Here is a 21,886-nt window from a genome sequence, read left to right as displayed (position 1 = left end):
ACGCATGATGCAACTTGCAAAACGGGCGATGAGGCGGATTCACCCCCGAATTGACGCCGGGTCAGCCCGTTTCGGAGGCGGGTGGCGGCGGATTGGGCACCGCGAGATAGGCCGCGGCGGGCAAGGGCAGCACCGCGCGTAGGCCAAGCGTTTCGCGATCAGCGTCCTCGAGCGCGGCGATTGCGGCGTTGAGCGCGCGCAAGAGGAGCGCGGGGTCGTTGCCGGTGGCCGTGATGTAGGGCAGCGCCGGGCTGGGCGGTGTGCAGGCGATCACGCGCAGATCGGCGGCGAAGGCGTCATAGCGCGCGATCATACGCCATGTCTGGGCGTCGATCGCGGCGATGTCGGCGCGCCCTTCGGCCACGGCCTGCGCCGAGGCGCGGTGGCCGCCGGTGCGCACGGGGTTGGCGAAGGCATATCCCTGCGCCGCCGCCATGTTCTGCGGTGCGGCCCAGCCGCTTTGGCTGAGGGCTTCGTTATAGGCGAAGGGTGCCGCGGCAAAGGCGCTCGCATCGCCGCGCGGATCGTCGTGGCGGGCCACGAGCAGGCTGCGGTAATGCCCCGGCGGGCAGCCTTCGAGGCCGAAATCGGGCGTGCCGACAAGGGTGACATGGCCGTGCAGGCGCGCGCGGTAGGGATAGCCGCAGGTCTGCGAGAGCAGGAGGTCGGGGCTTTGCCAGTGCTGCCAGGGGTCGCCGCCGCGCGTCAGGGCGGCGGGGCCGTGGCCCAGTTGATCGCGGATCGCGTGCCAGAACCGATCATGTGCCGCCGCGGTTTCGGGGCGGTCATACATCGGCAGGCTGGCGATCAAGGGCGCTTATCCACCCGCTGGCGGGCCTTGGCGCTGTCCATGTCCGACACGCCCAGAAGGTTGGACACCAGCCGCACGAGCGCGTCTTCCTCCTGATCGCGGCCACCATCCGCAAGCGCAACTTCCCAAAGCGCCTCGATCACGCCGACGCGGTCCTCATAAGGCACGGCGTCCTTGATGGCGCGGGTGAAACGCACGGTGTCGGGGGCCTCGGATTCAAGCTGCTCGGCCTCGGCGCGCAGGCTTGCGGCCGCGTCCTTGTCGAGGCCGTAGCGGGCCGAGATGATCCGGTCGATGCGGATGATTTCGGTTGCGGCGTAATGGTTGTCGGAGCGCGCGAGGCGCACCAGCAGGGCGGTAAGGGCGCGGCGCGAATCGAGCGTATCGATCGGCTCGGGGGCGGCGCCGGTGAGTCTGTTGAGGAGTTCTGCAAACATGCGGGGAATATAAGCGCATCGCGCGCCCGCGCCAATGGCTATTGCGCCTCGGCGCGAACGCGGGCGCTGTCGCTGTCGGCGTCCGAAAGGCCAAGCGCCTCTTGCGCGGCGGCGATCACGGCACGTTCCTCATCGGTGCTGACATTGTCGGACAGCATCACCTCCCACATGGCTTCCAGCGCGTCGATCCGGTCTTCGTAGGGCAGGGATTCGCGGATGAGATGGGCGAGATTCGCGGTTTGTGTCCCGGCGACATGTTCCAGCTTTTCGCAGGTGGCGCGCATCTTGGCGGCTTCGACGGGATTGAGCCCGTGAAGGCGCGACAACAGGCGGTCGATCCGGCTGATTTCCTCGTAACGGTAAAGACGGTCGGATTTCGCGACACGCACCATCAGGGCGCCAAGCGCGAGCTTGGCATCGGGTTCGGGCAGGGGCGCTGCGGGGCGCGAGGGCGCGGCAAGGGCCGCAAGGAGCCTTGTGAACATCTCAGGCCCCGATGCAGCGCAAGGGCAGTGCCGGCGCAGAAACGTGAGTCATCGTTTGCCTCTCCCTCAGAATGACATGGGTGCGGTTTGATAGAGGATATCATCAAGAGCTATCCCGCCGGGATCGTCATTGGCAAGCGTGAATGCAGCGATATCGGCGATGCCGCCCGCGCGGCGAAACCCCTGTTCGTTGATGCCGCCAGAGAGGCGGCGGCGGACCTGTCCGATCACCTGCCCGTCGGCGCGATAGAAGGTCAGCGTGACGGTGCCCTGCGGGCGTGCCCGACCCAGAGGGGCGGGGTAATCGCTGTGGATGCGCAAGCCGATGGCGCGCTGGCCGTGGTCGAACACAACCGCCACAGCGCCTTCGCCGCGCGCTTCGAGCGCGGGAAAGTCCGCTGGCCCCAAAGGGAAGAGAGCAGTCGAGCCAAGGCCGCGATGATAGGCGAGCGATAGGTTGGCGCCCGGCGCGCCCGCACGCACCGCCAGAGGCAGAGTCGGGGTGCCGCGCGGATCATCGTGAAGCGGGCCGGTGACCCGCTGGCCCGCAAGGCGCTCGCCCAGCCATGCCCCGCCGTCGCGGATCGGCGCATCGAGGTTTATTCCCGGTTCGGCGCGCCGAGGCAGGGTCTCGAAATCGATGCGGGTATCAAGCTCCTTTTCCAGTTGCGCATAGGGCGCGGGCGCCAGCGCGGGCTCGGCCGCGGCGGTGCCCGGCAGGGATGCGAAAACCACGAGGCCAGCGAGGCAACACGCGAAAATCCGCCTGATCTGCAATGGCCGCATCTCGGTCACAATTGCTCCCTAGAAATTGCGATTTCTGAGGACAATCTAAACGCGACCGACGTCAAAGCAGAAGTGACTTCTGCGTTTGTGGAGCAAGGCATGGATTCCATCGCTGATTTCGACTGGAGCACGGCGACCGAGGAGGAGCATCTCGAGTTCGCCCGCAAGGCGAGGCCGGCGGTGCTGCGTGACCTTGCGCGCAGCTATGACTGGAACATGTATCCCGAGCGGGTCATGACCTATGTCATGGCGCAGCGTTGCATTGACCTTGGCTCGGCGCTGACGGCGTTCCTGAATGGCGAGCCGGAGCGGTTCAATTATCTGTCGAAGCGTCATGTCACCCCGGAATATCAAGGTGTTGCGCGGCTGCTGGACAATATCTGCCTGCGGGTGAACAGCGGATTCTACCTGGTCGATCCGGGTCGTGACGTGGAGCAGCGCAAGCGGCTTGCGAAATGGATGAACTACCAGCGCGACGATCATGCCAAGGCCCGCAAGGGGCGCTATTTCCTCGATGAGGATGTGGTGAATACGTTGCTTGACGATACGCTGCGGCTTGATCGTTCGCAGGAAACGGCGGTCTATGACGCGCCGTCGAGCCTGTTGAGCGACCTGCTGAGCCCGCTGGCGGGGCTGGGCGTGTCGCGGCGCATCCTGCGATTCAAGAACGGCCGCTAGGGGCGGCGATTCGCCTCGTGAAAGACGGTTACGCAGGCGCGTAACCCCCGGCCGGGGGATGACAATCCAATAGACAGGCGATCAAGCGGCGGCTTGATGGCCGCTATCGGCGCGCCGGGGCGAGACCCCGCCCGTTCACACCAGACGTGAGGTCGCCAGAGCGGCGCGGATGAAATCGGCGAAGAGCGGATGGGGATCGAAGGGCTTGGATTTCAGCTCGGGGTGGAACTGCACGCCGATGAACCAGGGATGATCGCTCCATTCCACGATCTCGGGCAGGCGGCCGTCGGGAGACATGCCCGAAAAGCACAGGCCGACCTCTTCGAGCTTCTCGCGATACTTGATGTCCACCTCGTAGCGGTGGCGGTGGCGTTCGTCGATCGCGGTGGTGCCGTAGATCTCGGCGACGCGGGTGCCTTCCTTGAGGGTCGCGTCATAGGCGCCCAGGCGCATGGTGCCGCCCTTGTCGTCGCTGACCTTGCGCTTGACCTTTTCGTTGCCCTGCACCCATTCCTTGAGGTGATAGACCACCGGGGTAAAGCGCTTCTTGCCGGCCTCGTGGTCGAATTCCTCTGAGCCGGCATCCTGCAGGCCAGCCAGATTGCGCGCCGCCTCGATCACCGCCATCTGCATCCCGAGGCAGATCCCGAGATAGGGGATCTTGCGCTCGCGGGCGAATTGCGCGGCCTTGATCTTGCCCTCGGTGCCGCGCTCGCCAAAGCCACCGGGCACGAGGATCGCATGGAAGCCTTCAAGATGGGGGGCGGGGTCTTCGGTGTCGAAGATTTCGGCATCGACCCATTCCACGCGCACCTTGACGCGATTGGCCATGCCGCCGTGGGTCAGGGCTTCCTTGATGGATTTATAGGCATCCTCGAGCTGTGTATACTTGCCGACGATGGCGACACTGACCTCGCCATCGGTGTTGTGGATGCGGTCGGACACATCTTGCCAGGTGCGCAGGTCGGGCTTGGGCGCGGGCGAGATATCGAAGGCATCAAGCACCGCCTGATCGAGCCCCTCGCGGTGATAGGCCAGCGGCGCCTCGTAGATCGAGCCGAGGTCATAGGCGGCGACCACGTCTTCCTTGCGCACGTTGCAGAACAGCGCGATCTTCTCGCGTTCCTTTTCGGGAATGGGCTGTTCGGAGCGGCAGACCAGGATATCGGGCGCGATGCCGATGGATTGCAGTTCCTTGACGGAGTGCTGCGTCGGCTTTGTCTTGAGCTCGCCGCTGGCCGCCAGGTAGGGCAGCAGCGTAAGATGCATGAAGATGCAATTGCCGCGCGGGCGGTCATGGCCGAACTGGCGGATCGCCTCGAAAAAGGGCAGGCCCTCGATGTCGCCTACCGTGCCGCCGATCTCGCAGAGCATGAAATCGACCTCGTCATCGCCGATGGCGAGCCATTCCTTGATCTCGTTGGTGACATGGGGGACCACCTGGATGGTCTTGCCCAGGTAATCGCCGCGGCGTTCCTTTTCGAGAACGTTGGAATAGATCCGCCCCGAGCTGACCGAGTCGCTCATCCGGGCGGGAACGCCGGTGAAGCGTTCGTAATGACCAAGGTCGAGGTCGGTTTCCGCTCCGTCGTCGGTGACGAAGACCTCGCCATGCTCGAACGGCGACATCGTGCCGGGATCGACGTTGAGATAGGGGTCCAGCTTGCGCAGCCTTACCGAGAACCCGCGCGCCTGCAACAGCGCACCGAGCGCCGCCGAGGCAAGCCCCTTGCCCAGCGAAGAAACGACGCCGCCCGTGATGAAAATATACCGTGCCATGCGCTGGCGTTCCCCCGTGATTTGAAGCCTGATTTCAGGCCGTTTCCAAGCCCAGTCCGGCCCGATTCGGCCGCGGCATCACGGGACTCAAGACATAAAGGATTCGCGTAACATGCGCAAGGCGACCGCAAGATGCTGTTGCGGTCGCTTTTGCACCCTCAATCGCTGGTGTCAGTCCGCGGTCGGTGTCAGCGGCGCAGTGTCATCCGCCGAGGGCGGCAACAGATCCTCGCCGGTGCCGGGCAGGGCGGGTTCGGGCGCTTCCTCGCGCGCGGGTGCGTCCATGATCCGGTCGAGCACCGAAGACCCGGCGCCTTTTTGCGCGGCCAGGATGGTCAGCGTCAGCGAGGTCGCAATGAAGGCCGCCGCCAGAATCCATGTCAGCTTGCCAAGAGCCGTCGCGGCCGCGCGCCCGCTCATGGCTCCGCCGCCACCGCCGCCCATGCCCAGGCCACCGCCTTCCGATCGCTGCAGCAGCACGACGCCGATCAGCGACAGCGCAAGAAGAAGATGGATGATGAGAACGACGTTTTCCATGTCGGGCGGCCTTTTTCGGATGCGTGTGGCGTCTCGCGCGGTATCTATGCAATTAAAGCGCCCCCCGCAACCCGGCAATCCAATCTGGCGGCGCGCGCCGCACTTGCGGCGAATTAGCGGTTTCACGTTGCCGCGCGGGCCGGTATACGGGCGCGGGCCGCTGCGGTGCGCCCGGCAAAGGACCAGCATTCCTGCGAGAGGATCATCATGGCAAATGTCGTCGTCGTTGGCGCCCAGTGGGGCGACGAGGGAAAAGGCAAGATCGTCGATTGGCTGAGCGAGCGCGCCGATGTGATCGCGCGCTTTCAGGGCGGGCATAATGCCGGTCATACGCTGGTAATCGACGGCAAGGTCTACAAGCTCAACGCGCTGCCCTCGGGCGTGGTGCGCGGCGGCAAGCTCAGCGTGATCGGCAATGGCGTGGTGCTGGACCCCTGGCACCTGGTGAACGAGATCGCCTCGATCCGTGAGCAGGGCGTCGATATCTCGCCCGAGACGCTGATGATCGCCGAGAACACGCCGCTGATCCTGCCGATCCACGGCGAACTGGACCGTGCCCGCGAGGAGGCCTCGTCGAAAGGCACCAAGATCGGCACCACCGGGCGCGGCATTGGTCCGGCCTACGAGGACAAGGTGGGGCGGCGCTCGGTGCGGGTGGCGGACCTCTCGGACGACGCCACGCTCGAGGCGCGGGTCGACCGTGCGCTGCAACATCACGATCCGCTGCGCCGCGGGCTTGGCATCGCGCCGGTCGATCGCGACGGGCTGATTGCAGAGCTGCGCGCGATCGCGCCACAGATCCTGCCCTTCGCGGCACCTGTCTGGAAGGTCCTGGGCGAGCGGCGCAAAGCCGGTCAGCGGATCCTTTTCGAGGGCGCGCAGGGCGCGCTGCTGGATATCGATTTCGGCACCTATCCCTTTGTCACCTCATCGAACGTGATCGCCGGACAGGCGGCGACGGGCGTGGGCATGGGGCCGGGTTCGATCGATTACGTGCTGGGCATCGTGAAGGCCTACACCACCCGCGTCGGCGAGGGGCCGTTCCCGACCGAACTCGACGACGAGGACGGCAACCGTCTGGGCACGCGCGGCCGCGAATTCGGCACCGTGACCGGGCGCAAGCGGCGCTGCGGCTGGTTCGATGCGGCGCTGGTGCGCCAGACCTGCGCCACCAGCGGGGTGAACGGCATTTCCCTGACCAAGCTCGACGTGCTGGACGGGTTCGAGACGCTGAAGATCTGCGTCGGCTACGACCTTGACGGCACCCATCTCGATTACCTGCCCACGGCCGCCGACCAGCAGGCGCGCTGCACGCCGGTCTACGAAGAGATGCAGGGCTGGAGCGAATCGACCGAAGGCGCACGCAGCTGGGCGGACCTGCCGGCCAACGCGATCAAATACGTGCGCCGCGTCGAAGAGCTGATCGATTGCCCGGTGGCGCTTTTGTCCACCTCGCCCGAACGCGAGGACACGATCCTCGTCACCGATCCCTTCGCAGATTGACGGGGGCGCGCGCATGGCACTGAGCTACAAGGCGCGCCGCCGCTGGGCGCTGGTGATCCTGCTGATCGGGTTGCCGCTCTACATCGTGCTGGCGGTCAACCTCGTCGACCTGTTCGAGCGCCCGCCGCTCTGGCTGGAATTGCTGATTTTCGTGGCGCTGGGCGTGGTCTGGATCCTGCCGTTCAAGTTCATCTTCCTTGGAATCGGTCAGGCAGACCCCGATGCGGATGACGACGAGACGCAGGGCTGAGGCACACCGCGTCCCGGCTTTCATTGTTCCTGAAATACTCAATTCGCGACGCCCGCCAGGGGCGCTGCGCTCAGAGCAGGTGGCCCGACTTCGCCGCCTTGGTCGCCAGGTAGTCGCGGTTATGCGGGTTTTCGCCGACTTTCAGCGGCACGCGCTCGGCCACGGTGATCCCGCAATCTTCCATCATGGCGATCTTGCCGGGATTGTTGGTCATCAGGCGCACCGATGAGAACCCCATCCGCTTGAGAATATCCGCGCCGATGCGGAAATCCCGTTCGTCATCCTCGAATCCCAGCCGGTGATTGGCTTCGACCGTGTCGAATCCCTGATCCTGAAGGCTGTAGGCGCGCATCTTGTTGGCCAGCCCGATCCCGCGCCCCTCCTGGTTGAGATAAAGCAGAACACCCGCGCCCGCCGCGCCCATCTGCGCCAGCGCGCCGCGCAGTTGCGGGCCGCAATCGCATTTGAGGCTGCCCATCAGGTCGCCGGTGAAACAGGCCGAATGCAGCCGCGCCAGGACCGGCACGTCGCGCCGGGGCTGACCGATCTCGATGGCGTAATGTTCCTCGCCGCCATCCTCGGGGCGAAAGATGTGCAGCCGCCCGGCTTCGGACACCTCGAGCGGCAGGCGGGCGCTGACCACGGGGTGCAGCGGGCTGGTTTCGGCAATGAGCGCGCGTGCCTCGGTGGCGGGCACCGAAGTCAGGCGATGGCGGGCCGCAAAGGTCTCGGGCGTTTCGAGTTCAAGCAGCAGCGCGGCGGGCAGGAGGCGCGCCGATTTCACCAGCGCCAGCGCCAGGCGGTGCGGATCGGCACTGCCTTCGCGCACCGTCAGAAGCGGGCCTTTCATCGGCGTCTTCAGGTCGTCCGCAGGGTCGGCCACGCCCAGCACCCAGGCCAGCGAGGCATCCGGGGGCAGGGCGATGCGCGCGATGTCGCCGTCATAGGCGCGTGCCTTGAGCGTCGCGGCGCGCCGGGCGCTGATCGCCAGAACCGGTTGCCCGCCAAGCGCGCGCAGATCCGCCAGCCGCTGCCCGTCCAGCGTTTCGGCCGCCAGCACCAGTGCCGCGCCCTCAGCGGTTTCAAGCACCACCGGAACGCCCATGCGCAGATCGGCGCGGGCGCGGGCAAGCGTTTCTGTCAGGTCTGGTGCAAGGGTCATGCCGGTATCCGTTTGTTATTCTGTAACATGTAGCGTCTTTTGAAACGAATTGAAATATTCCCTCGCGCTGTAACACGTGGCTGTGAAGCGAGTGTTGCAAATCTTGCCGAACCCGGCCTCGTGGCGCATCTGTTGTGAAACAGCAAGAGGACCATGACCATGGGGCAGCTCAAGAAAATCCTTCTGGTGGACGATGACGAGGACCTGCGCGAGGCGCTGAGCGAGCAGCTTGTGATGACCGAGGATTTCGACGTGTTCGAAGCGGGCAACGGCAGCGAGGCGATGGCGCGGGCGCGTGACGGGATCTATGACCTTGTCATTCTCGATGTCGGTCTGCCCGATACGGACGGGCGCGAGCTGTGCCGGCTGATGCGCAAGCAGGGCGTCAAGGCGCCGATCATGATGCTGACCGGTCATGACGGCGATGCCGACACGATCCTGGGGCTGGATGCGGGCGCGAATGATTACGTCTCGAAACCCTTCAAGTTCCCGGTGCTCCTGGCGCGCATCCGCGCTCAGCTGCGCCAGCACGAACAATCCGAGGACGCGGTGTTCCAGCTTGGGCCATATACGTTCAAGCCCTCGATGAAGATGCTGATCGACGAATCCGAGCGCAAGATCCGCCTGACGGAGAAGGAAACCAATATCCTCAAGTTCCTCTACCGCTCACCGGAAGGGGTGGTGGCGCGCGATGTTCTGCTGCACGAGGTCTGGGGCTACAATGCGGGGGTCACGACGCATACGCTTGAGACGCACATCTATCGCCTGCGCCAGAAAATCGAACCCGATCCGTCGAATGCGCGTCTGCTGGTGACGGAATCGGGCGGTTATCGACTGTTGGCCTGAGGCATGCTGGCAACATACCCTTGGTTGAACCGGATTGAGGTTGCTCAATGACTGTGGCACTATACATTAGTATATGAATCCCGGTCCGCCGGGGGCAGAATCCCGTTGCATGTGCGGGTTATCGCATGCACCTCCCTGTTGGACTGGCCCCGGCTTCGTGCCGGGGCCTTTTTTTGCCGCGGCGCGCGCACGGGCGGATCCGGTTCGGCCGCACGGGAGGCGTTATACGGGTGGCGTCCGGCGCGGATGCCGGGTTAGAACACGGGCAATTGCAACGCGAGGATCGGGGGCGTCATGGCATTCACGCTGGCCACATGGAACATCAACTCGGTGCGGCTGCGCGAGGCGCTGGTCGCCCGGCTGCTCAAGGACGAGGCGCCCGATATCCTGTGCCTTCAGGAATGCAAGAGCCCGGTCGAGAAGATCCCGACCGAGGGTTTTGCCGAGCTTGGCTATCGCTACATGGTGGCGCGCGGGCAGAAAGGGTATAACGGCGTCGCGATCCTGTCGCGCCTGCCGATCGAGGATGCGGGCGACATGGATTTCGCCGCGCTGGGACATGCCCGCCACGTTGCCGCGCGGCTCGAGGACGGCACGCTCATTCACAATTTCTATGTTCCGGCGGGCGGCGATATCCCGGACCGCGAGAAGAACGAGAAATTCGGCCAGAAGCTCGACTACCTGACCGGGATGCGCGACTGGTTTCGCGATTCACGCCCCGAACGCGCGGTTCTTGTGGGGGATCTCAACATCGCGCCGCGCGAGGATGACGTCTGGTCGCACAAGCAGCTTCTGAAAGTGGTCAGCCACACGCCGGTCGAGGTCGACCATCTTGGTGCGGTGATGGAGGCGGGGGGCTGGAACGATGCGACCCGCGCCGACATCCCGGAAGGGCAGCTTTACAGCTGGTGGTCCTATCGTGCCCGCGACTGGGACGCTGCCGACAAGGGGCGGCGGCTGGATCATGTCTGGGTCTCGGAGGACCTGAAGAACGCCGTCCATTCCAGCCGCATCCTGCGCGCTGCCCGGGGCTGGGACAAACCCAGCGACCACGCACCGGTCTTTGCAAGCTTCGATCTCTGAAAGCGCCTTTTTCGAAATTCAATTTCACCAGGTATGGATTTCCTTACTTATCATTTCGGCCATACCTGCGAAAAGAACCCGGCGAAGGCAGGAAGTGCCGAGTGCTTTGTTTGCGATTGTCAGGGTCTTGTCTTCAGGGCGGCGTGTCCGACCTTCGGGGCGGCCGCCGCCCACTCGCTTTGAGCCCCGGCAGGCTTCCCTTGCGGACGGATAAATCCGCGCCCCCCTTGCAAGACCTTGCGCGCTGCTCCATTTAGTCGCCAATGACACGCATAGCAGCCGGAGCCAGTGACATGCTTGAACTTGGCGGACAGACACCCCCTCAAACCGATCTGATCAAGGACGTCTCCGAGGCGGACTTCATGGCCGAGGTCGTCGAGGCCAGCCAGCAGGTCCCGGTCATCGTGGATTTCTGGGCGCCTTGGTGCGGGCCCTGCAAGACTTTGGGACCGGCTCTTGAGGCGGCGGTGACCAAGGCCAAGGGCGCCGTCAGGATGGCCAAGGTAAATGTCGACGAGAATCAGGCCATCGCGGGCCAGCTCAGGGTGCAGTCGATCCCGACGGTTTATGCGTTTTGGCAGGGCCAGCCGGTAGACGGGTTCCAAGGCGCGGTGCCGCCGTCGGAGATCGACGCCTTCGTGGCCCGCGTCATTGCCGCCGCTGGCGGCGAGGCGGGGGGCGATGACGGTCTGGCCGAGGCCGTGACTGCCGCCGAGGAGATGCTGGAACAGGGTGCCGCGGCAGATGCCGCGCAGACCTTTGCCGCCATCCTCCAGGAAGACCCGCAGAGCGCCGCCGCCTATGGCGGGCTGGTGCGCGCCCATATCGCGCTGGGCGAACTGGACCAGGCCGAGGCGATCCTGAACGGGGCGCCGGTCGAGATTTCCAAGACCCCCGAGCTTGAGGCCGCGCATGCACAGCTGGACCTGGCGCGGCAGGTGGCCGATGCGGGGCCGGTCAACGAGCTGCGCGCCAAGGTCGAGGCCGATCCCGGCGATCATCAGGCGCGGTTCGATCTGGCGAAGGCGCTTTACGCGGGCGGCGAGACCGAGGCGGCGGTGGATGAGCTGCTGGAGCTGTTCCGCCGCGACCGCGAGTGGAACGAAGAGGCCGCCAAGACGCAGCTTTTCACGATTTTCGACGCGCTCAAGCCGAACGATCCTATCGTTCTGGGCGGGCGGCGGAAACTGAGTTCGATGATATTTGCCTGACGGCGGGCATGGGCTAGTTCATCGCCATGTTCAATACGGCCGATCTGCCCGATGTGATTCCGATCTTTCCGCTGTCCGGTGCGCTGCTGCTGCCGCGCTCGCGACTGCCTTTGCACCTGTTTGAGCCGCGTTACCTGGCGATGCTGGATGATGCGCTGAAAACACCGGGGCGGCTGATCGGGATGGTGCAGCCCAATCCCGGCCCAGGGAAATCGGCGCAGGGGCTGCATGCGATCGGCTGCGCGGGGCGGGTGTCTCAGTTCTCGGAGACCGAGGACAGGCGCTACATGATCACGCTCACCGGGATCTCGCGTTTTCGCATCAAGGAAGAGGTCGAGGGGTTCACGCCCTACCGGCGTGCGCGCGTCTCGTGGCAGGGATTCGAGCCCGATACCGGCCCGCCCGATGACGATTGCTGCTTTGACCGGAGCGCGTTCCTGTCGCTGCTCGACCGCTACTTCCAGTCGCGTGAGTTGCAGACCGATTGGGATACGCTGACCCAGGCCGACGACGAGTTGCTGATCAATTCTCTTTCGATGCTGCTGGGCTTCGAGCCCGAGGACAAGCAGGCGCTGCTGGAGGCGCCGTCGCTGAGTACGCGGCGCGAGACATTGGTGACATTGATCGAATATGCTCTGCGCGGGGGTGATGACGAGGAGATCATGCAGTGAATGAGCCCAAGGAACAGCCGGCCTTCGACCGGCGCATGCTGGAGGCGTTGGTCTGCCCGCAGAGCCAGGCCACGCTGGAATATGACGCCGAGGCGCAGGAACTGATCAGCCGGTCCGCCGGGCTGGCCTTTCCGATCCGCGACGGGATTCCGGTGATGCTGCTGGACGAGGCGCGACAGCTCTAGCGCGTTGCCCCCGACGTTACGCCGGGGGACGCTGTCCCCCGGACCCCCTGAGGTATTTTCAGCCAGATGAAGGGGCGCGCGACCTGGCGGCCCTGTCGGCGCGCGAGGCCATCACGTCGCGCCCCAATGTGAGCGTGTAGGCCGACAGTTCCTGAAGCGCGCTGTCGGCCGCGGCGGGGTCGCGCGCGGCGACGGCGTCGGTGAGGCGCGCATGCAGGGATTCGATGGTTTCACGCGAGCGGGCGGTGAAGGTGATCATGTTCATCAAGGGCTGCATCGCCTCGACCGCGCCGGCAAGCTGGTAGCTGAGAACCGGGTTGGCGGCAGCATCGACGAAGGCGCGGTGAAACGCCACGTCCGAGGCGCAGAAGGACTCATCGCTCAGGCCGGGGCGGGATTGGCGGCGCAGTTCGGCGCGCATGGCGGCAAGATCGCTTTCGCCGCGGCGCGCGCAGGCCAGCGGCGCGCAGGCGCGTTCAAGCGTGTAGCGCGCCTCGCAGGCGGTTTCAAAGCTGACCGCGTTCATCGACAGGAGCAGGGTCGAGGTGGTGATATGCTGGCCATACGCCTCGGCGTAGCTGAGCCGATTGACGAAGGCGCCGCCGAAGGCGCCGCGCTGGGTGCGGATCAGCGATTGCGCGGCCAGGCGTTTGAGCGCCTCGCGCACGGTGGGGCGCGAAACCGCGAATTGTTCGGCCAGTTCGGCTTCGGAGGGCAGGCGCTGATCGACGATCATGCGCCCCGAGACGATGGCGTCTCGGATTGCCTCTGCGATCTGGGCCGGCAGGCCGGCCTTGTTGGCGGGGTCCATTTTCATTTGTCATACATTTAAATGTCTGACAATTTAAACGCAACCATCGAGTCGGGCGGGGGCGACATGATTTCAGCACGGATCAGACGGATGACGGGCATGCACTGGCTGGTGCTGTTCGGGACGATCGTGCTGGCCTGGATCCTGCTTTACGTCATGGCGCTGCCCGAGGGTATGCGCGCGGCGGGGCGGATCTATGGCGCCGACTTCCTCGCGAGCCTGTGCGTCGTGACGCCGGACAGCGCCGGGTTCGCGCGCATCGCCGCCATGTGGGCGCTGATGTCGGCGGCAATGATGGCGCCGACGGCGCTGCCCGCGCTGGCCACTTATGACGAGCTGTCGCATAGCGGGCAGACCCGGTTCGGGCTGTTGCTGGCGGGTTACATGGTGGTGTGGCTGGGGTTCTCGCTTCTGGCGGCGGCTGTGCAGATGGCGCTGTTTCGCGCCGGGCTGGTCAGCGCCTTCGGCGACAGCATGTCTGGGTTGCTGTCGGGAGGGCTTCTGTTGCTGGCGGGGGCGTATCAGTTCAGCCCGCTCAAGGCGGCCTGCCTTGCGAAGTGCCGCGCGCCGCTCGGCTTTTTCATGCAGCATTGGGACGAGGGCGCCTGGCGCAACGGCCTGCGGCTTGGGCTCGTGTGCCTGGGATGTTGCTGGGCGCTGATGGCGCTGGCCTTCGTGGGCGGGGTGATGAACCTTGCGTTCATGGGGCTGGCGACGGCGATCATGGTGATCGAGAAACTGCCCGATCTCGGGCGTTGGCTGACGCGGCCACTGGGTGGCCTGCTCATGATGGGCGGGCTCTGGTGGTGCCTTTCGGCGATCTGATCTGAGTTGTTCTGAAGGAGGAAGAGAAATGCCATTCGACCAACCGGGCACGGTGCCCTGGACCATCAAGGGGGAGCTGATCCTCAATTGCAACTGCACGGTGTTCTGCCCCTGTGTCGTGTCTCTGGGCCAGCATCCGCCCACCGAGGGCCATTGCCAGGCCTGGGCCGGGGTGCGCATCGATGAGGGGCAGTATGGAGACGCGGATCTGTCGGGTCTCAACGTGGGCCTGATGCTGGAGATCCCCGGCATGATGGCGCGGGGCAACTGGAAGGCCGCCGCCTATATCGACGAGCGCGCGAGCGAGGAGGCCTATGACGGGCTGGTCAATATCTTCAGCGGCAAGGCGCGGGGCACGACGGGTCTGTTCAGCGTGCTGGTGAGCGAATTCCTGGGTGCCGAGCGCGCGCCGGTGGTGTTCGAGACCGAAGGCAAGGCGCGCCGCCTGATGGTGGGCAAGACGATCCAGGGCGAGGTGGTGCCGGTCGAGGGCCATGGCGGCGAGGATATCGTGGTGACCAACACGCAATACTGGATGGGGCCGGACATTACGGTTGCCACCGCCACCAAAGGCCGCGTGCGTGCCTTTGGCCGGGTGTGGGATTTCGACGGGCGCAGCGCAGAGATCTGCCAGATCGACTGGAAAGGCCCGCGCTGATGATCCTGCCCGGCTATGTCGTGACGATGGCAGGCTACAATGGCTGGCAGAACCGCCAGCTGGAGGCGGCGCTGGATGCTGTGCCCGATGCCGTGCTGCGCGCGGACCGGGGCGCGTTTTTCGGTTCGATCCTGGGGACGCTCAATCATCTGCTCTGGGGGGATCTCATGTGGATGAGCCGCTTTGCGCCGGAACGGGCGATGCGCCCCGAGGGGGGCATTGCGGACAGTCCGGGGCTTTGCGAGGCTTACGGGGATTGGCGCGCCGCGCGGCGTTCGCTTGACGGTGAGATCGAAGAGTGGGCCGCGGGGCTTGATGCGACAGCGCTGGCGGGGCCGCTCAACTGGTTCTCGGGCGCGCTGGGGCGGGATGTCACGAAGCCGATGGCGCTTTGCGTGGTGCATATGTTCAACCACCAGACCCATCACCGCGGGCAGGTTCACGCGATGCTGACGAAAGAGGGGTTGAAGGCGCCGGTAAGCGATCTGTTCGCCATGCCGGAGGACGTCTGAGTCTGCGGGCGGGGGCGAGGGGCCAGCCCCTCGCGCTCCCCGGAGTATTTACGAAACGGTGAAGCGGGTCGAAGGCCCGCATAACAGAAGGGAGCTTGCGATGTTCAACGCATTGGTGGTCGAGAAGGACGAGGAAAGCGGCAAGACCGCAGCTGCGGTCAGGCAGATCGGGGTCGATGACCTGCCCCATGGCGAGGTGCTGGTCGCCGTCGAGTATTCAACGGTGAATTACAAGGACGGGCTGTGCATCGGGCCGGGCGGGGGACTGGTGCGGAACTACCCGCATGTGCCGGGGATCGATTTCGCGGGCGTTGTCGAGGAAAGCGCGGATGCGCGATACAAGCCCGGTGACCGGGTGGTGCTGACCGGCTGGCGCGTGGGCGAGGCGCATTGGGGCGGTTATGCCCAGAAGGCGCGGGTGCTGGCTGATTGGCTGGTGCCGCTGCCCGAGGGGCTGGATACGCGCGCGGCGATGGCCGTGGGCACGGCCGGTTTCACCGCGATGCTGTCGGTCATGGCGCTTGAGGATCATGGGCTGGCGCCAGGCCACGGGCCGGTGCTGGTCACCGGGGCTGCGGGCGGTGTCGGCTCGGTCGCGACGGCGATTCTGGCGCATCTGGGATATGAGGTGGCTGCGGTGACGGGGCGACCCGAGACTGCGGACTACCTGAAGGACCTCGGCGCGAGCCAGATCGTGGCGCGTGAGGAGCTGAGCGAAGTGACGCGCAAGCCGCTGGAATCCGAGCTTTGGGCGGGCTGCGTCGATGCGGTGGCCGGCGTGATGCTGGGACGTGTCCTGAAGCAGATGAAATACGGCAGCTCGGTCGCCGCCGTGGGTCTTGCGGGGGGCGCTGCGATCGAGGGTGCGCTGATCACACCCTTCATCCTGCGCGGTGTCAACCTGCTGGGGATCGACAGCGTGATGCAGCCCTATGAGAACCGGCTGCGCGCCTGGGAGCGGATCGCGAGCGACCTGCCGATGGACAAGCTCGAGGCGATGATCCAGCCGGCGACCCTGTCGGACCTTCCCGAACTGGGGCGCGGTATCCTTAAGGGCCAGGTGAAGGGGCGTGTCGTTGTCGATGTGAATGCCTGACACGGGAGCCGCGTGAGACTGCGGGGGCAAGGCGCGATGTCGCGTCTGCCCCCGCAAGGGGCGCGATTGATTGATTTTCTGCCCCTTGGCGCGTTACCGTCGCACCAAGGGGCATCCTGCGGAGGCGCCGCAGGCCCCCATTTGGCATGGTGACCGGACCCGGCGCGCATTGGTCGCCTGTGCCGGATTGCCGTGCAAAAGGAGGATTTCGGATGTTCAAGAAGATCATGACGCCGGTTGATCTGGCGCATCGTGGCGACCTGAAAAAGGCGCTGGCCGTCACTGCAGACCTGGCCAAACATTACGGCGCCGAGGTGGTGTTTGTCGGGGCGACCACCTCGACCCCCAGTTCGGTTGCCCACACGCCAGAGGAATACAAGGAGAAGCTTCTTGAATTCGCATCCGGACAGGGCAGCGAGAACGGGTTCGAGGCCACGGCGGACGTGGTGATCGCGCATGACCCCAGCGCCGATATCGATGATGTGCTGCTCAAGGCGGTGCGCGATACCGGTGCCGATGTCGTGGTGATGCAAAGCCACATGCCCGACATCATGGACTACATCTGGCCCTCGAATGGCGGCAAGATCGCGGAGCATGCCAAGTGCTCGGTTTTCGTGGTGCGCGGCTGAGAACGGGGCGCGCCGGTTTCCGTCCGTTTCGGGCGCAGTTCGGCGCGCCGCTTTCGGGTTGCAGCGATGCTTGCCGTTTGCGGCAACCCGGGTATGTTGTGCCCCGAGATGCCAAACAGGGGGTCAGCGGGTGAGCGCAGCAGATGAGGTCGTGATTCGTCCGTTCCGGGACGAGGATGGCGAAGCCTTGTGGCCGATCCTGCGTGATGTGATCCGGCTTGGCGACACCTATGCCATCGATCCGGGTCTCAATCGCGACCGGATGCTGGATCTGTGGACGGTGCAGGCGCGCGCCTGTTTCGTGGCGGAGCGCGCTGGCGAGATCCTTGGCACCTATTACATCAAGTCCAACCAGGCCGGGGGCGGCGCGCATGTCTGCAATTGCGGATACATGACCGCGCCCCAGGCGCGCGGGCAGGGCGTTGCGCGCGCCATGTGCCTGCATTCGCAGATCGAGGCGGTCAAGCTGGGCTACAAGGCGATGCAGTTCAACCTTGTGGTCTGCACCAATACCGGCGCGATCCGGCTTTGGAGCAGCCTCGGCTTTGAAACCGTGGGCCGTCTGCCGCAGGCCTTCGATCACCCCGAAGAAGGGCTGGTTGACGCGCTGGTCATGTATAAGTGGCTGGGCGAGGCGCCGACGGCCTGATCTTTTCACGACATTGACGCAAGGACGGAACGGCCCACGGGAAATCGTGGGACCGTGCTGCGCCGCGATGCGGGCAAACTGCGCCTCACAGGCGAATCACGGGGGTGTGAGCGCGTCCCGGGGTGAATTCCGGGCCCGTTTTTCAGTGGATTCGAAGCCTTCCCGGAGCGATAGATGAAAAAAAGCGGGAATTCGTGGGAAAAATTCGGCTCGGGTGATCTCTACCATATTTTGTGTTGATCTATCTGGATAACGCTAAGTACTGCGTTTGGGTCGCGCTTCTACCCACATTATCTTGTTCTCCAAGGGACGCTTAAACAAGATGATGTGGCTGTTTCCCTCAAAAACTTATTGATTTCCATGAATTCCCATGCCATCCCTTGATGCACGATGAAGACGGGAACAAAGGGGCGCTACAAAGACCCCGAACAAAAAACTCCCAAGTCAGGTTTCATACAGGCACCCGCTTTCATCGAAACAAGAGATCCGGCGCGCGGGCGAGCAGACATCCCCCCAGGTGGCGCGCGCAGTCGGACACCCCGCAAGGCGGGACGAGGGCGGCGGATTGGGCAGTGGCAGCAGCTCAATCCGCCGTTTCGTTTCAAGGGCCCGGTTTTCGGGCGCATGAAGAGAGGCGGACAAGACAGTGGTTCGCAGGTTCAGAGGCGAGAGCCAGCACAAGGTGGACAGCAAGGGCAGGGTGTCGATCCCGGCCTCGTTTCGCCGTGTGCTCGAAGCCTCGGACCCGCATTGGACCGACGGGCTGAATCCCGAGCTTGTCATCGTCTATGGCGATCATCGCCGCAATTACCTTGAATGCTACACGATGGAAGCCATCGCAGAGGTCGATTCCAAGATCGACGCCCTGCCGCGCGGCTCGATGCAGCGCAAGATGCTCCAGCGCCTGTTTCACGGGCAATCCTATCCCACCAATGTCGACGAGACCGGCCGCCTGGTGCTGCCAGCCAAGCTGCGCCAGAAGATCGACCTTGAGGGCGAGGCCTTTTTCATTGCAGCGGGCGATACGTTCCAGATCTGGAAGCCCGAGACATATGAAGAGGAAGAGCTGGCCAAGACCGAGGAATGGCTTGACGAGTTGCCCGAGGATTTCGATCCGCTGGTTTTCCTGGATGACGCGAAAGGCGAGTGAAGCATGGCTGCCGCTGCCCTCGCATCAGGTTCCGCTCCGCATATCCCCGTTCTCCTGCGTCCGCTTTTGGCGGCGGTTGCCCCTGTCGAGGGGGTCTGGGTCGACGGGACACTGGGTGCGGGTGGGTATGCGCGCGGCCTGCTCGATGCCGGTGCTCAGAAGGTGATCGGCGTGGACCGCGACCCGCTGGCGCTTGAGATGGCGCGCGATTGGGGCGCGGAATATGGCGCGCGCCTCGAGCTGGTCGAGGACCGGTTCTCAAATCTCGACGATCATGCCGAGGGCGTTGCGGGGGTGGTGCTGGATCTTGGTGTGTCCTCGATGCAGCTTGACCGCGCCGAGCGCGGATTTTCCTTTCACCGCGACGGCCCGCTCGACATGCGTATGAGCCAGCAGGGGCCGACCGCCGCTGACCTCGTGAACAACGCGGACGAGGGTGAGCTGGCCGATATCCTGTTTCTGTATGGCGAAGAACGCGCCAGCCGGCGCATTGCCCGCGCGATCCTGCGCGAACGTGCGCTTGAACCGATCGAAACCACCCTGCGCCTTGCCGGTATCGTCGAAAAATGCCTGCCGCGCCCCAAGCCCGGCCAGATCCATCCGGCGACCCGCAGTTTTCAGGCGCTACGCATCGCGGTGAACGATGAATTCGGCGAATTGGTGGCCGGACTCGAGGCCGCCGGGCGCGCGCTGGCGCCGGGGGGCAAGCTTGCGGTTGTTACCTTCCATTCCATCGAGGACCGGATGGTGAAGCGCTTTCTTCAGGCCAAGTCGGGCGGCGGGGGCGGCGGCAGCCGCCATGCGCCGCGCATCACTCCGGCCCCGGCGGAATGGGAGCTGAAGAACCGCAAGGCCATCGGCCCGGACGATCAGGAACTGGGCGAGAATCCACGCGCCCGCAGCGCCAAGCTGCGCGTCGCCATCCGCACCGAGGCGCCCGCCACGCCCGCCGACCGCAAGGCGATCGGCATGCCATTGCTCAAGGGGGACAGATAATGCGAAGCCTGTTCTATGTGTTGACCGCCCTCGCGGTCATTGGCCTGGCCTTCTGGGCCTACCGCGAGAATTACCGCACGCAGGCGGCGCTGTCGCAGGCCGAGCAGCTTCAGCACGAGATCGCCCGCACCCGGCAGCGCCTGCGGGTCTTGAATGCCGAATGGGCCTATCTCAACCGGCCCGAGCGGCTGATGGAGCTGGCTGAACTTAATTTCGACAAGTTGGGGCTGTTGCCGCTGCAACCCTACCAGTTCGGCAAGATCGACCAGGTGGCCTATCCGCCCGAGGACGAAATGCTGCCGATCCTGAACCCGATCGAAGTGTCCGGCATGGAGGTGCAAGAACCATGATCCGCACGCCACTACGCCCGCTTGCCCGCATTCTCGATGCCCGCGCCAAAGGTGAGAACCCGGACGCCATCGAGCGCGAGAACATTCGGATCCGTCATGAACAGATGCGCGACCGTGCCCGGATGCGGGCCGAGGGGCGGCTTCTGGTGCTGGGGGTGATGTTCTTTTGCGCCTTCGGGGTGATCGGCGGGCGGATGGGGGTGCTGGCCAGCACCGAACCCAGCGAGCCGCGCAGCTCGGTGGCCGGGGCGCAGATATTGGCGCAGCGTGCCGATATCGTGGACCGTCAGGGCCGGATTCTGGCCACCAATTTCGAGACCCACAGCCTTTATGCGCAGCCGCCCCAGATGGTCGACCCCGAGCGTGCGGTCGAAGAACTGGTGCGGATCTTCCCGGACCTCGACCGCGAGCGCCTGACCAAGGACCTGACTGGCAAGCGTAAGTTCCTGTGGATCAAGAAGAAACTCAGCCCCGAGCAGAAGCAGGCCGTGCATGATATCGGCGAGCCGGGCCTGCTGTTCGGCCCGCGCGAGATGCGCCTCTACCCCAACGGCAAACTGGCGTCACATGTGCTGGGAGGTGCCAGCTTCGGGCGTGAGGGTGTGCATGCGGCCGAGGTGATCGGCGTTGCGGGCGTGGAAAAGACCTTTGACGAGCGCTTGCGCGACCCCGCGCATGGGCATGAGCCGCTGCGCCTGTCGCTGGATCTGTCGGTGCAGGCGGCGACGGAACGGGTGCTTGATGGCGGCATGAAGCTGATGAATGCCAAGGGTGCGACCGCGATCCTGATGGAGGTGAAGACCGGCGAGATCCTTGCGCTGGCTTCGCTGCCGGATTTCGACCCCAATGACCGCCCGCGTGCGCCCACCGAGGGCAATCCGAGCGACAGCCCGTTGTTCAACCGCGCGGTGCAGGGGGTCTATGAGCTTGGTTCGACCTTCAAGATATTCGCGGTGGCGCAGGCGCTGGAACTGGGGCTGATCAATCCCTCGACGCTGATCGACACCAAGGGGCCGCTGCGCTGGGGCAAGCACCGGATCCGCGATTTCCATGATTACGGCTCCGAGATGACCGCCACCAAGGTGATCGTCAAATCTTCGAATATCGGGACGGCCCGTATTGCGCAGATGATCGGCATCGAGCGCCAGCAGGATTTCATGAAACGTCTGGGCTTCTTCGAGCCGACGGCAGTCGAGATGGTCGAAGCCAAGGGCGGGCAGCCGCTGTTGCCGCCGCGCTGGTCCGAACTGTCGACGATGACGATTTCCTATGGTCATGGTCTCTCGGCCACGCCGATGCACCTGGCCGCCGCCTATGCGACGCTGGCGAATGGCGGGCGCAAGGTGACGCCGAGCCTGTTGCGCCAGCCCGCGGCACAGCTTGGACCGCGCGTGATGTCCGAGCAATCCGCGCGCGCGTCGATGACCATGCTGCGCAAGGTGGTGTCCGAAGGCACTGCCAGCATGGGCGAGGTCGAGGGTTATGCCGTCGCGGGCAAGACCGGCACCGCCGACAAACCCAAGGAACGCGGCGGCGGCTATTACGACGACAAGGTGATCGCCACCTTCGCGAGCGTCTTTCCCGCGCATGATCCGCAATATGTGCTGGTGGTGACGCTTGACGAACCGGTCGAAACCTCGGGCGACGAGCCGCGCCGCACCGCTGGCTGGACCGCCGTGCCCGTCGCCGCCGAGATCATCCGCCGGGTGGCGCCCCTGTTGGGATTGAGACCGCAGATTGAACCCGGCGAACTGGCTGGTATAACGCTCACATCGAACTAGGCCGA

26 protein-coding genes are annotated in these 21,886 nt (G+C 64.8%); 18 read left to right on the top strand and 8 right to left on the bottom strand.

The window, feature by feature from the left end; translation table 11 throughout:
* Positions 1-61 precede the first annotated feature (61 nt).
* The 4 genes from ROH8110_RS11860 to ROH8110_RS11845 form a co-directional block, all read right to left on the bottom strand.
* Positions 62-811 carry a phosphate/phosphite/phosphonate ABC transporter substrate-binding protein gene (locus ROH8110_RS11860; RefSeq protein ID WP_085818012.1) on the bottom strand — a complete coding sequence of 250 codons (750 nt, stop codon included), beginning with the start codon at positions 809-811 and terminating at the stop codon, positions 62-64.
* Positions 808-1,248, bottom strand: coding sequence for a tellurite resistance TerB family protein (locus ROH8110_RS11855; protein ID WP_085818011.1), 441 nt, complete (start codon positions 1,246-1,248; stop codon positions 808-810). Before ROH8110_RS11855 ends, ROH8110_RS11860 begins: the two co-directional genes overlap by 4 nt.
* Before the next feature lie 38 nt (positions 1,249-1,286).
* Complete coding sequence (locus tag ROH8110_RS11850) at positions 1,287-1,733, bottom strand: tellurite resistance TerB family protein (protein ID WP_085818010.1); 447 nt, start codon at positions 1,731-1,733, stop codon at positions 1,287-1,289.
* A 66-nt stretch (positions 1,734-1,799) separates the two neighbouring features.
* Positions 1,800-2,468, bottom strand: a complete 669-nt coding sequence (locus ROH8110_RS11845; protein WP_085818009.1) for a hypothetical protein — start codon at positions 2,466-2,468, stop codon at positions 1,800-1,802.
* 150 nt (positions 2,469-2,618) lie between these two features.
* Between ROH8110_RS11845 and ROH8110_RS11840 the strand changes: the two genes are divergently transcribed.
* A complete protein-coding gene (locus tag ROH8110_RS11840; RefSeq protein ID WP_085818008.1) occupies positions 2,619-3,197 on the top strand; it encodes a hypothetical protein in 579 nt (192 codons plus the stop codon).
* Positions 3,198-3,332: 135 nt separating this feature from the next.
* On the opposite strand, the gene pyrG is transcribed toward ROH8110_RS11840, so the two are convergent.
* On the bottom strand, positions 3,333-4,976 hold the full coding sequence (gene pyrG / locus ROH8110_RS11835) for a CTP synthase (protein WP_085818007.1): 1,644 nt from the start codon (positions 4,974-4,976) through the stop codon (positions 3,333-3,335).
* 171 nt (positions 4,977-5,147) lie between these two features.
* Positions 5,148-5,513, bottom strand: a complete 366-nt coding sequence (gene secG, locus ROH8110_RS11830; protein WP_085818006.1) for a preprotein translocase subunit SecG — start codon at positions 5,511-5,513, stop codon at positions 5,148-5,150.
* Positions 5,514-5,720: 207 nt separating this feature from the next.
* Here secG and ROH8110_RS11825 point away from each other — a divergent pair, with 207 nt between their 5' ends.
* Positions 5,721-7,016, top strand: coding sequence for an adenylosuccinate synthase (locus tag ROH8110_RS11825; protein WP_085818005.1), 1,296 nt, complete (start codon positions 5,721-5,723; stop codon positions 7,014-7,016).
* A gap of 13 nt (positions 7,017-7,029) precedes the next feature.
* Positions 7,030-7,266, top strand: a complete 237-nt coding sequence (locus tag ROH8110_RS11820; RefSeq protein WP_085818004.1) for a DUF2842 domain-containing protein — start codon at positions 7,030-7,032, stop codon at positions 7,264-7,266.
* A gap of 70 nt (positions 7,267-7,336) precedes the next feature.
* Here the strand turns inward: ROH8110_RS11820 and ribA are convergent, their stop codons facing one another.
* Positions 7,337-8,428 carry a GTP cyclohydrolase II gene (ribA, locus tag ROH8110_RS11815; RefSeq protein ID WP_085818003.1) on the bottom strand — a complete coding sequence of 364 codons (1,092 nt, stop codon included), beginning with the start codon at positions 8,426-8,428 and terminating at the stop codon, positions 7,337-7,339.
* Positions 8,429-8,587: 159 nt separating this feature from the next.
* On the opposite strand from ribA, the gene ROH8110_RS11810 reads away from it, so the two are divergent.
* From ROH8110_RS11810 to ROH8110_RS11790, 5 genes are all read left to right on the top strand, one after another.
* Positions 8,588-9,274 carry a response regulator transcription factor gene (locus ROH8110_RS11810; protein WP_085818478.1) on the top strand — a complete coding sequence of 229 codons (687 nt, stop codon included), beginning with the start codon at positions 8,588-8,590 and terminating at the stop codon, positions 9,272-9,274.
* Between the two features lie 294 nt (positions 9,275-9,568).
* Positions 9,569-10,357 carry an exodeoxyribonuclease III gene (locus ROH8110_RS11805; protein ID WP_085818002.1) on the top strand — a complete coding sequence of 263 codons (789 nt, stop codon included), beginning with the start codon at positions 9,569-9,571 and terminating at the stop codon, positions 10,355-10,357.
* A 293-nt stretch (positions 10,358-10,650) separates the two neighbouring features.
* Positions 10,651-11,568, top strand: coding sequence for a thioredoxin family protein (locus tag ROH8110_RS11800; RefSeq protein ID WP_085818001.1), 918 nt, complete (start codon positions 10,651-10,653; stop codon positions 11,566-11,568).
* A 26-nt stretch (positions 11,569-11,594) separates the two neighbouring features.
* Complete coding sequence (locus ROH8110_RS11795) at positions 11,595-12,239, top strand: LON peptidase substrate-binding domain-containing protein (protein ID WP_085818000.1); 645 nt, start codon at positions 11,595-11,597, stop codon at positions 12,237-12,239.
* Positions 12,240-12,274: 35 nt separating this feature from the next.
* Positions 12,275-12,424, top strand: coding sequence for a Trm112 family protein (locus ROH8110_RS11790; RefSeq protein WP_121143707.1), 150 nt, complete (start codon positions 12,275-12,277; stop codon positions 12,422-12,424).
* Positions 12,425-12,482: 58 nt separating this feature from the next.
* Here ROH8110_RS11790 and ROH8110_RS11785 read toward each other — a convergent pair whose 3' ends face one another.
* Positions 12,483-13,241 (bottom strand): FadR/GntR family transcriptional regulator, encoded by a 759-nt coding sequence (locus tag ROH8110_RS11785; protein ID WP_085817998.1) that lies wholly within the window; start codon positions 13,239-13,241, stop codon positions 12,483-12,485.
* Between the two features lie 84 nt (positions 13,242-13,325).
* On the opposite strand from ROH8110_RS11785, the gene ROH8110_RS11780 reads away from it, so the two are divergent.
* The 10 genes from ROH8110_RS11780 (at position 13,326) to ROH8110_RS11735 (ending at position 21,881) form a co-directional block, all read left to right on the top strand.
* The gene (locus ROH8110_RS11780; RefSeq protein ID WP_085817997.1) at positions 13,326-14,060 is read left to right on the top strand and encodes a DUF2182 domain-containing protein; all 735 of its coding nucleotides are present in this window, start codon (positions 13,326-13,328) and stop codon (positions 14,058-14,060) included.
* Positions 14,061-14,088: 28 nt separating this feature from the next.
* Entirely contained in the window at positions 14,089-14,718 is a 630-nt protein-coding gene (locus tag ROH8110_RS11775) for a DUF1326 domain-containing protein (protein WP_085817996.1), read from the top strand.
* Positions 14,718-15,230 (top strand): DinB family protein, encoded by a 513-nt coding sequence (locus ROH8110_RS11770; protein ID WP_085817995.1) that lies wholly within the window; start codon positions 14,718-14,720, stop codon positions 15,228-15,230. The genes ROH8110_RS11775 and ROH8110_RS11770 overlap by 1 nt, the downstream gene beginning before the upstream one ends.
* 100 nt (positions 15,231-15,330) lie before the next feature.
* Complete coding sequence (gene acuI / locus ROH8110_RS11765; RefSeq protein ID WP_085817994.1) at positions 15,331-16,326, top strand: acryloyl-CoA reductase; 996 nt, start codon at positions 15,331-15,333, stop codon at positions 16,324-16,326.
* Positions 16,327-16,538: 212 nt separating this feature from the next.
* The gene (locus tag ROH8110_RS11760; RefSeq protein WP_085817993.1) at positions 16,539-16,955 is read left to right on the top strand and encodes a universal stress protein; all 417 of its coding nucleotides are present in this window, start codon (positions 16,539-16,541) and stop codon (positions 16,953-16,955) included.
* 130 nt (positions 16,956-17,085) lie between these two features.
* A complete protein-coding gene (locus tag ROH8110_RS11755; protein WP_245962841.1) occupies positions 17,086-17,604 on the top strand; it encodes a GNAT family N-acetyltransferase in 519 nt (172 codons plus the stop codon).
* A 646-nt stretch (positions 17,605-18,250) separates the two neighbouring features.
* A complete protein-coding gene (gene mraZ / locus ROH8110_RS11750; RefSeq protein ID WP_085817991.1) occupies positions 18,251-18,754 on the top strand; it encodes a division/cell wall cluster transcriptional repressor MraZ in 504 nt (167 codons plus the stop codon).
* Positions 18,755-18,757: 3 nt separating this feature from the next.
* Positions 18,758-19,750: a 16S rRNA (cytosine(1402)-N(4))-methyltransferase RsmH gene (gene rsmH, locus ROH8110_RS11745; RefSeq protein WP_085817990.1), complete on the top strand. Its 993-nt coding sequence runs from the start codon at positions 18,758-18,760 to the stop codon at positions 19,748-19,750.
* Positions 19,750-20,100 (top strand): cell division protein FtsL, encoded by a 351-nt coding sequence (gene ftsL / locus ROH8110_RS11740; RefSeq protein WP_176236604.1) that lies wholly within the window; start codon positions 19,750-19,752, stop codon positions 20,098-20,100. Before rsmH ends, ftsL begins: the two co-directional genes overlap by 1 nt.
* Positions 20,097-21,881 carry a peptidoglycan D,D-transpeptidase FtsI family protein gene (locus ROH8110_RS11735; protein WP_085817989.1) on the top strand — a complete coding sequence of 595 codons (1,785 nt, stop codon included), beginning with the start codon at positions 20,097-20,099 and terminating at the stop codon, positions 21,879-21,881. The genes ftsL and ROH8110_RS11735 overlap by 4 nt, the downstream gene beginning before the upstream one ends.
* The last annotated feature ends 5 nt before the right edge of the window (positions 21,882-21,886 follow it).

Origin of the sequence: Roseovarius halotolerans (genome assembly GCF_900172255.1) — a bacterium.
Lineage (GTDB): Bacteria > Pseudomonadota > Alphaproteobacteria > Rhodobacterales > Rhodobacteraceae > Roseovarius > Roseovarius halotolerans.
This window is presented reverse-complemented; position numbering and strand designations above follow the sequence as displayed.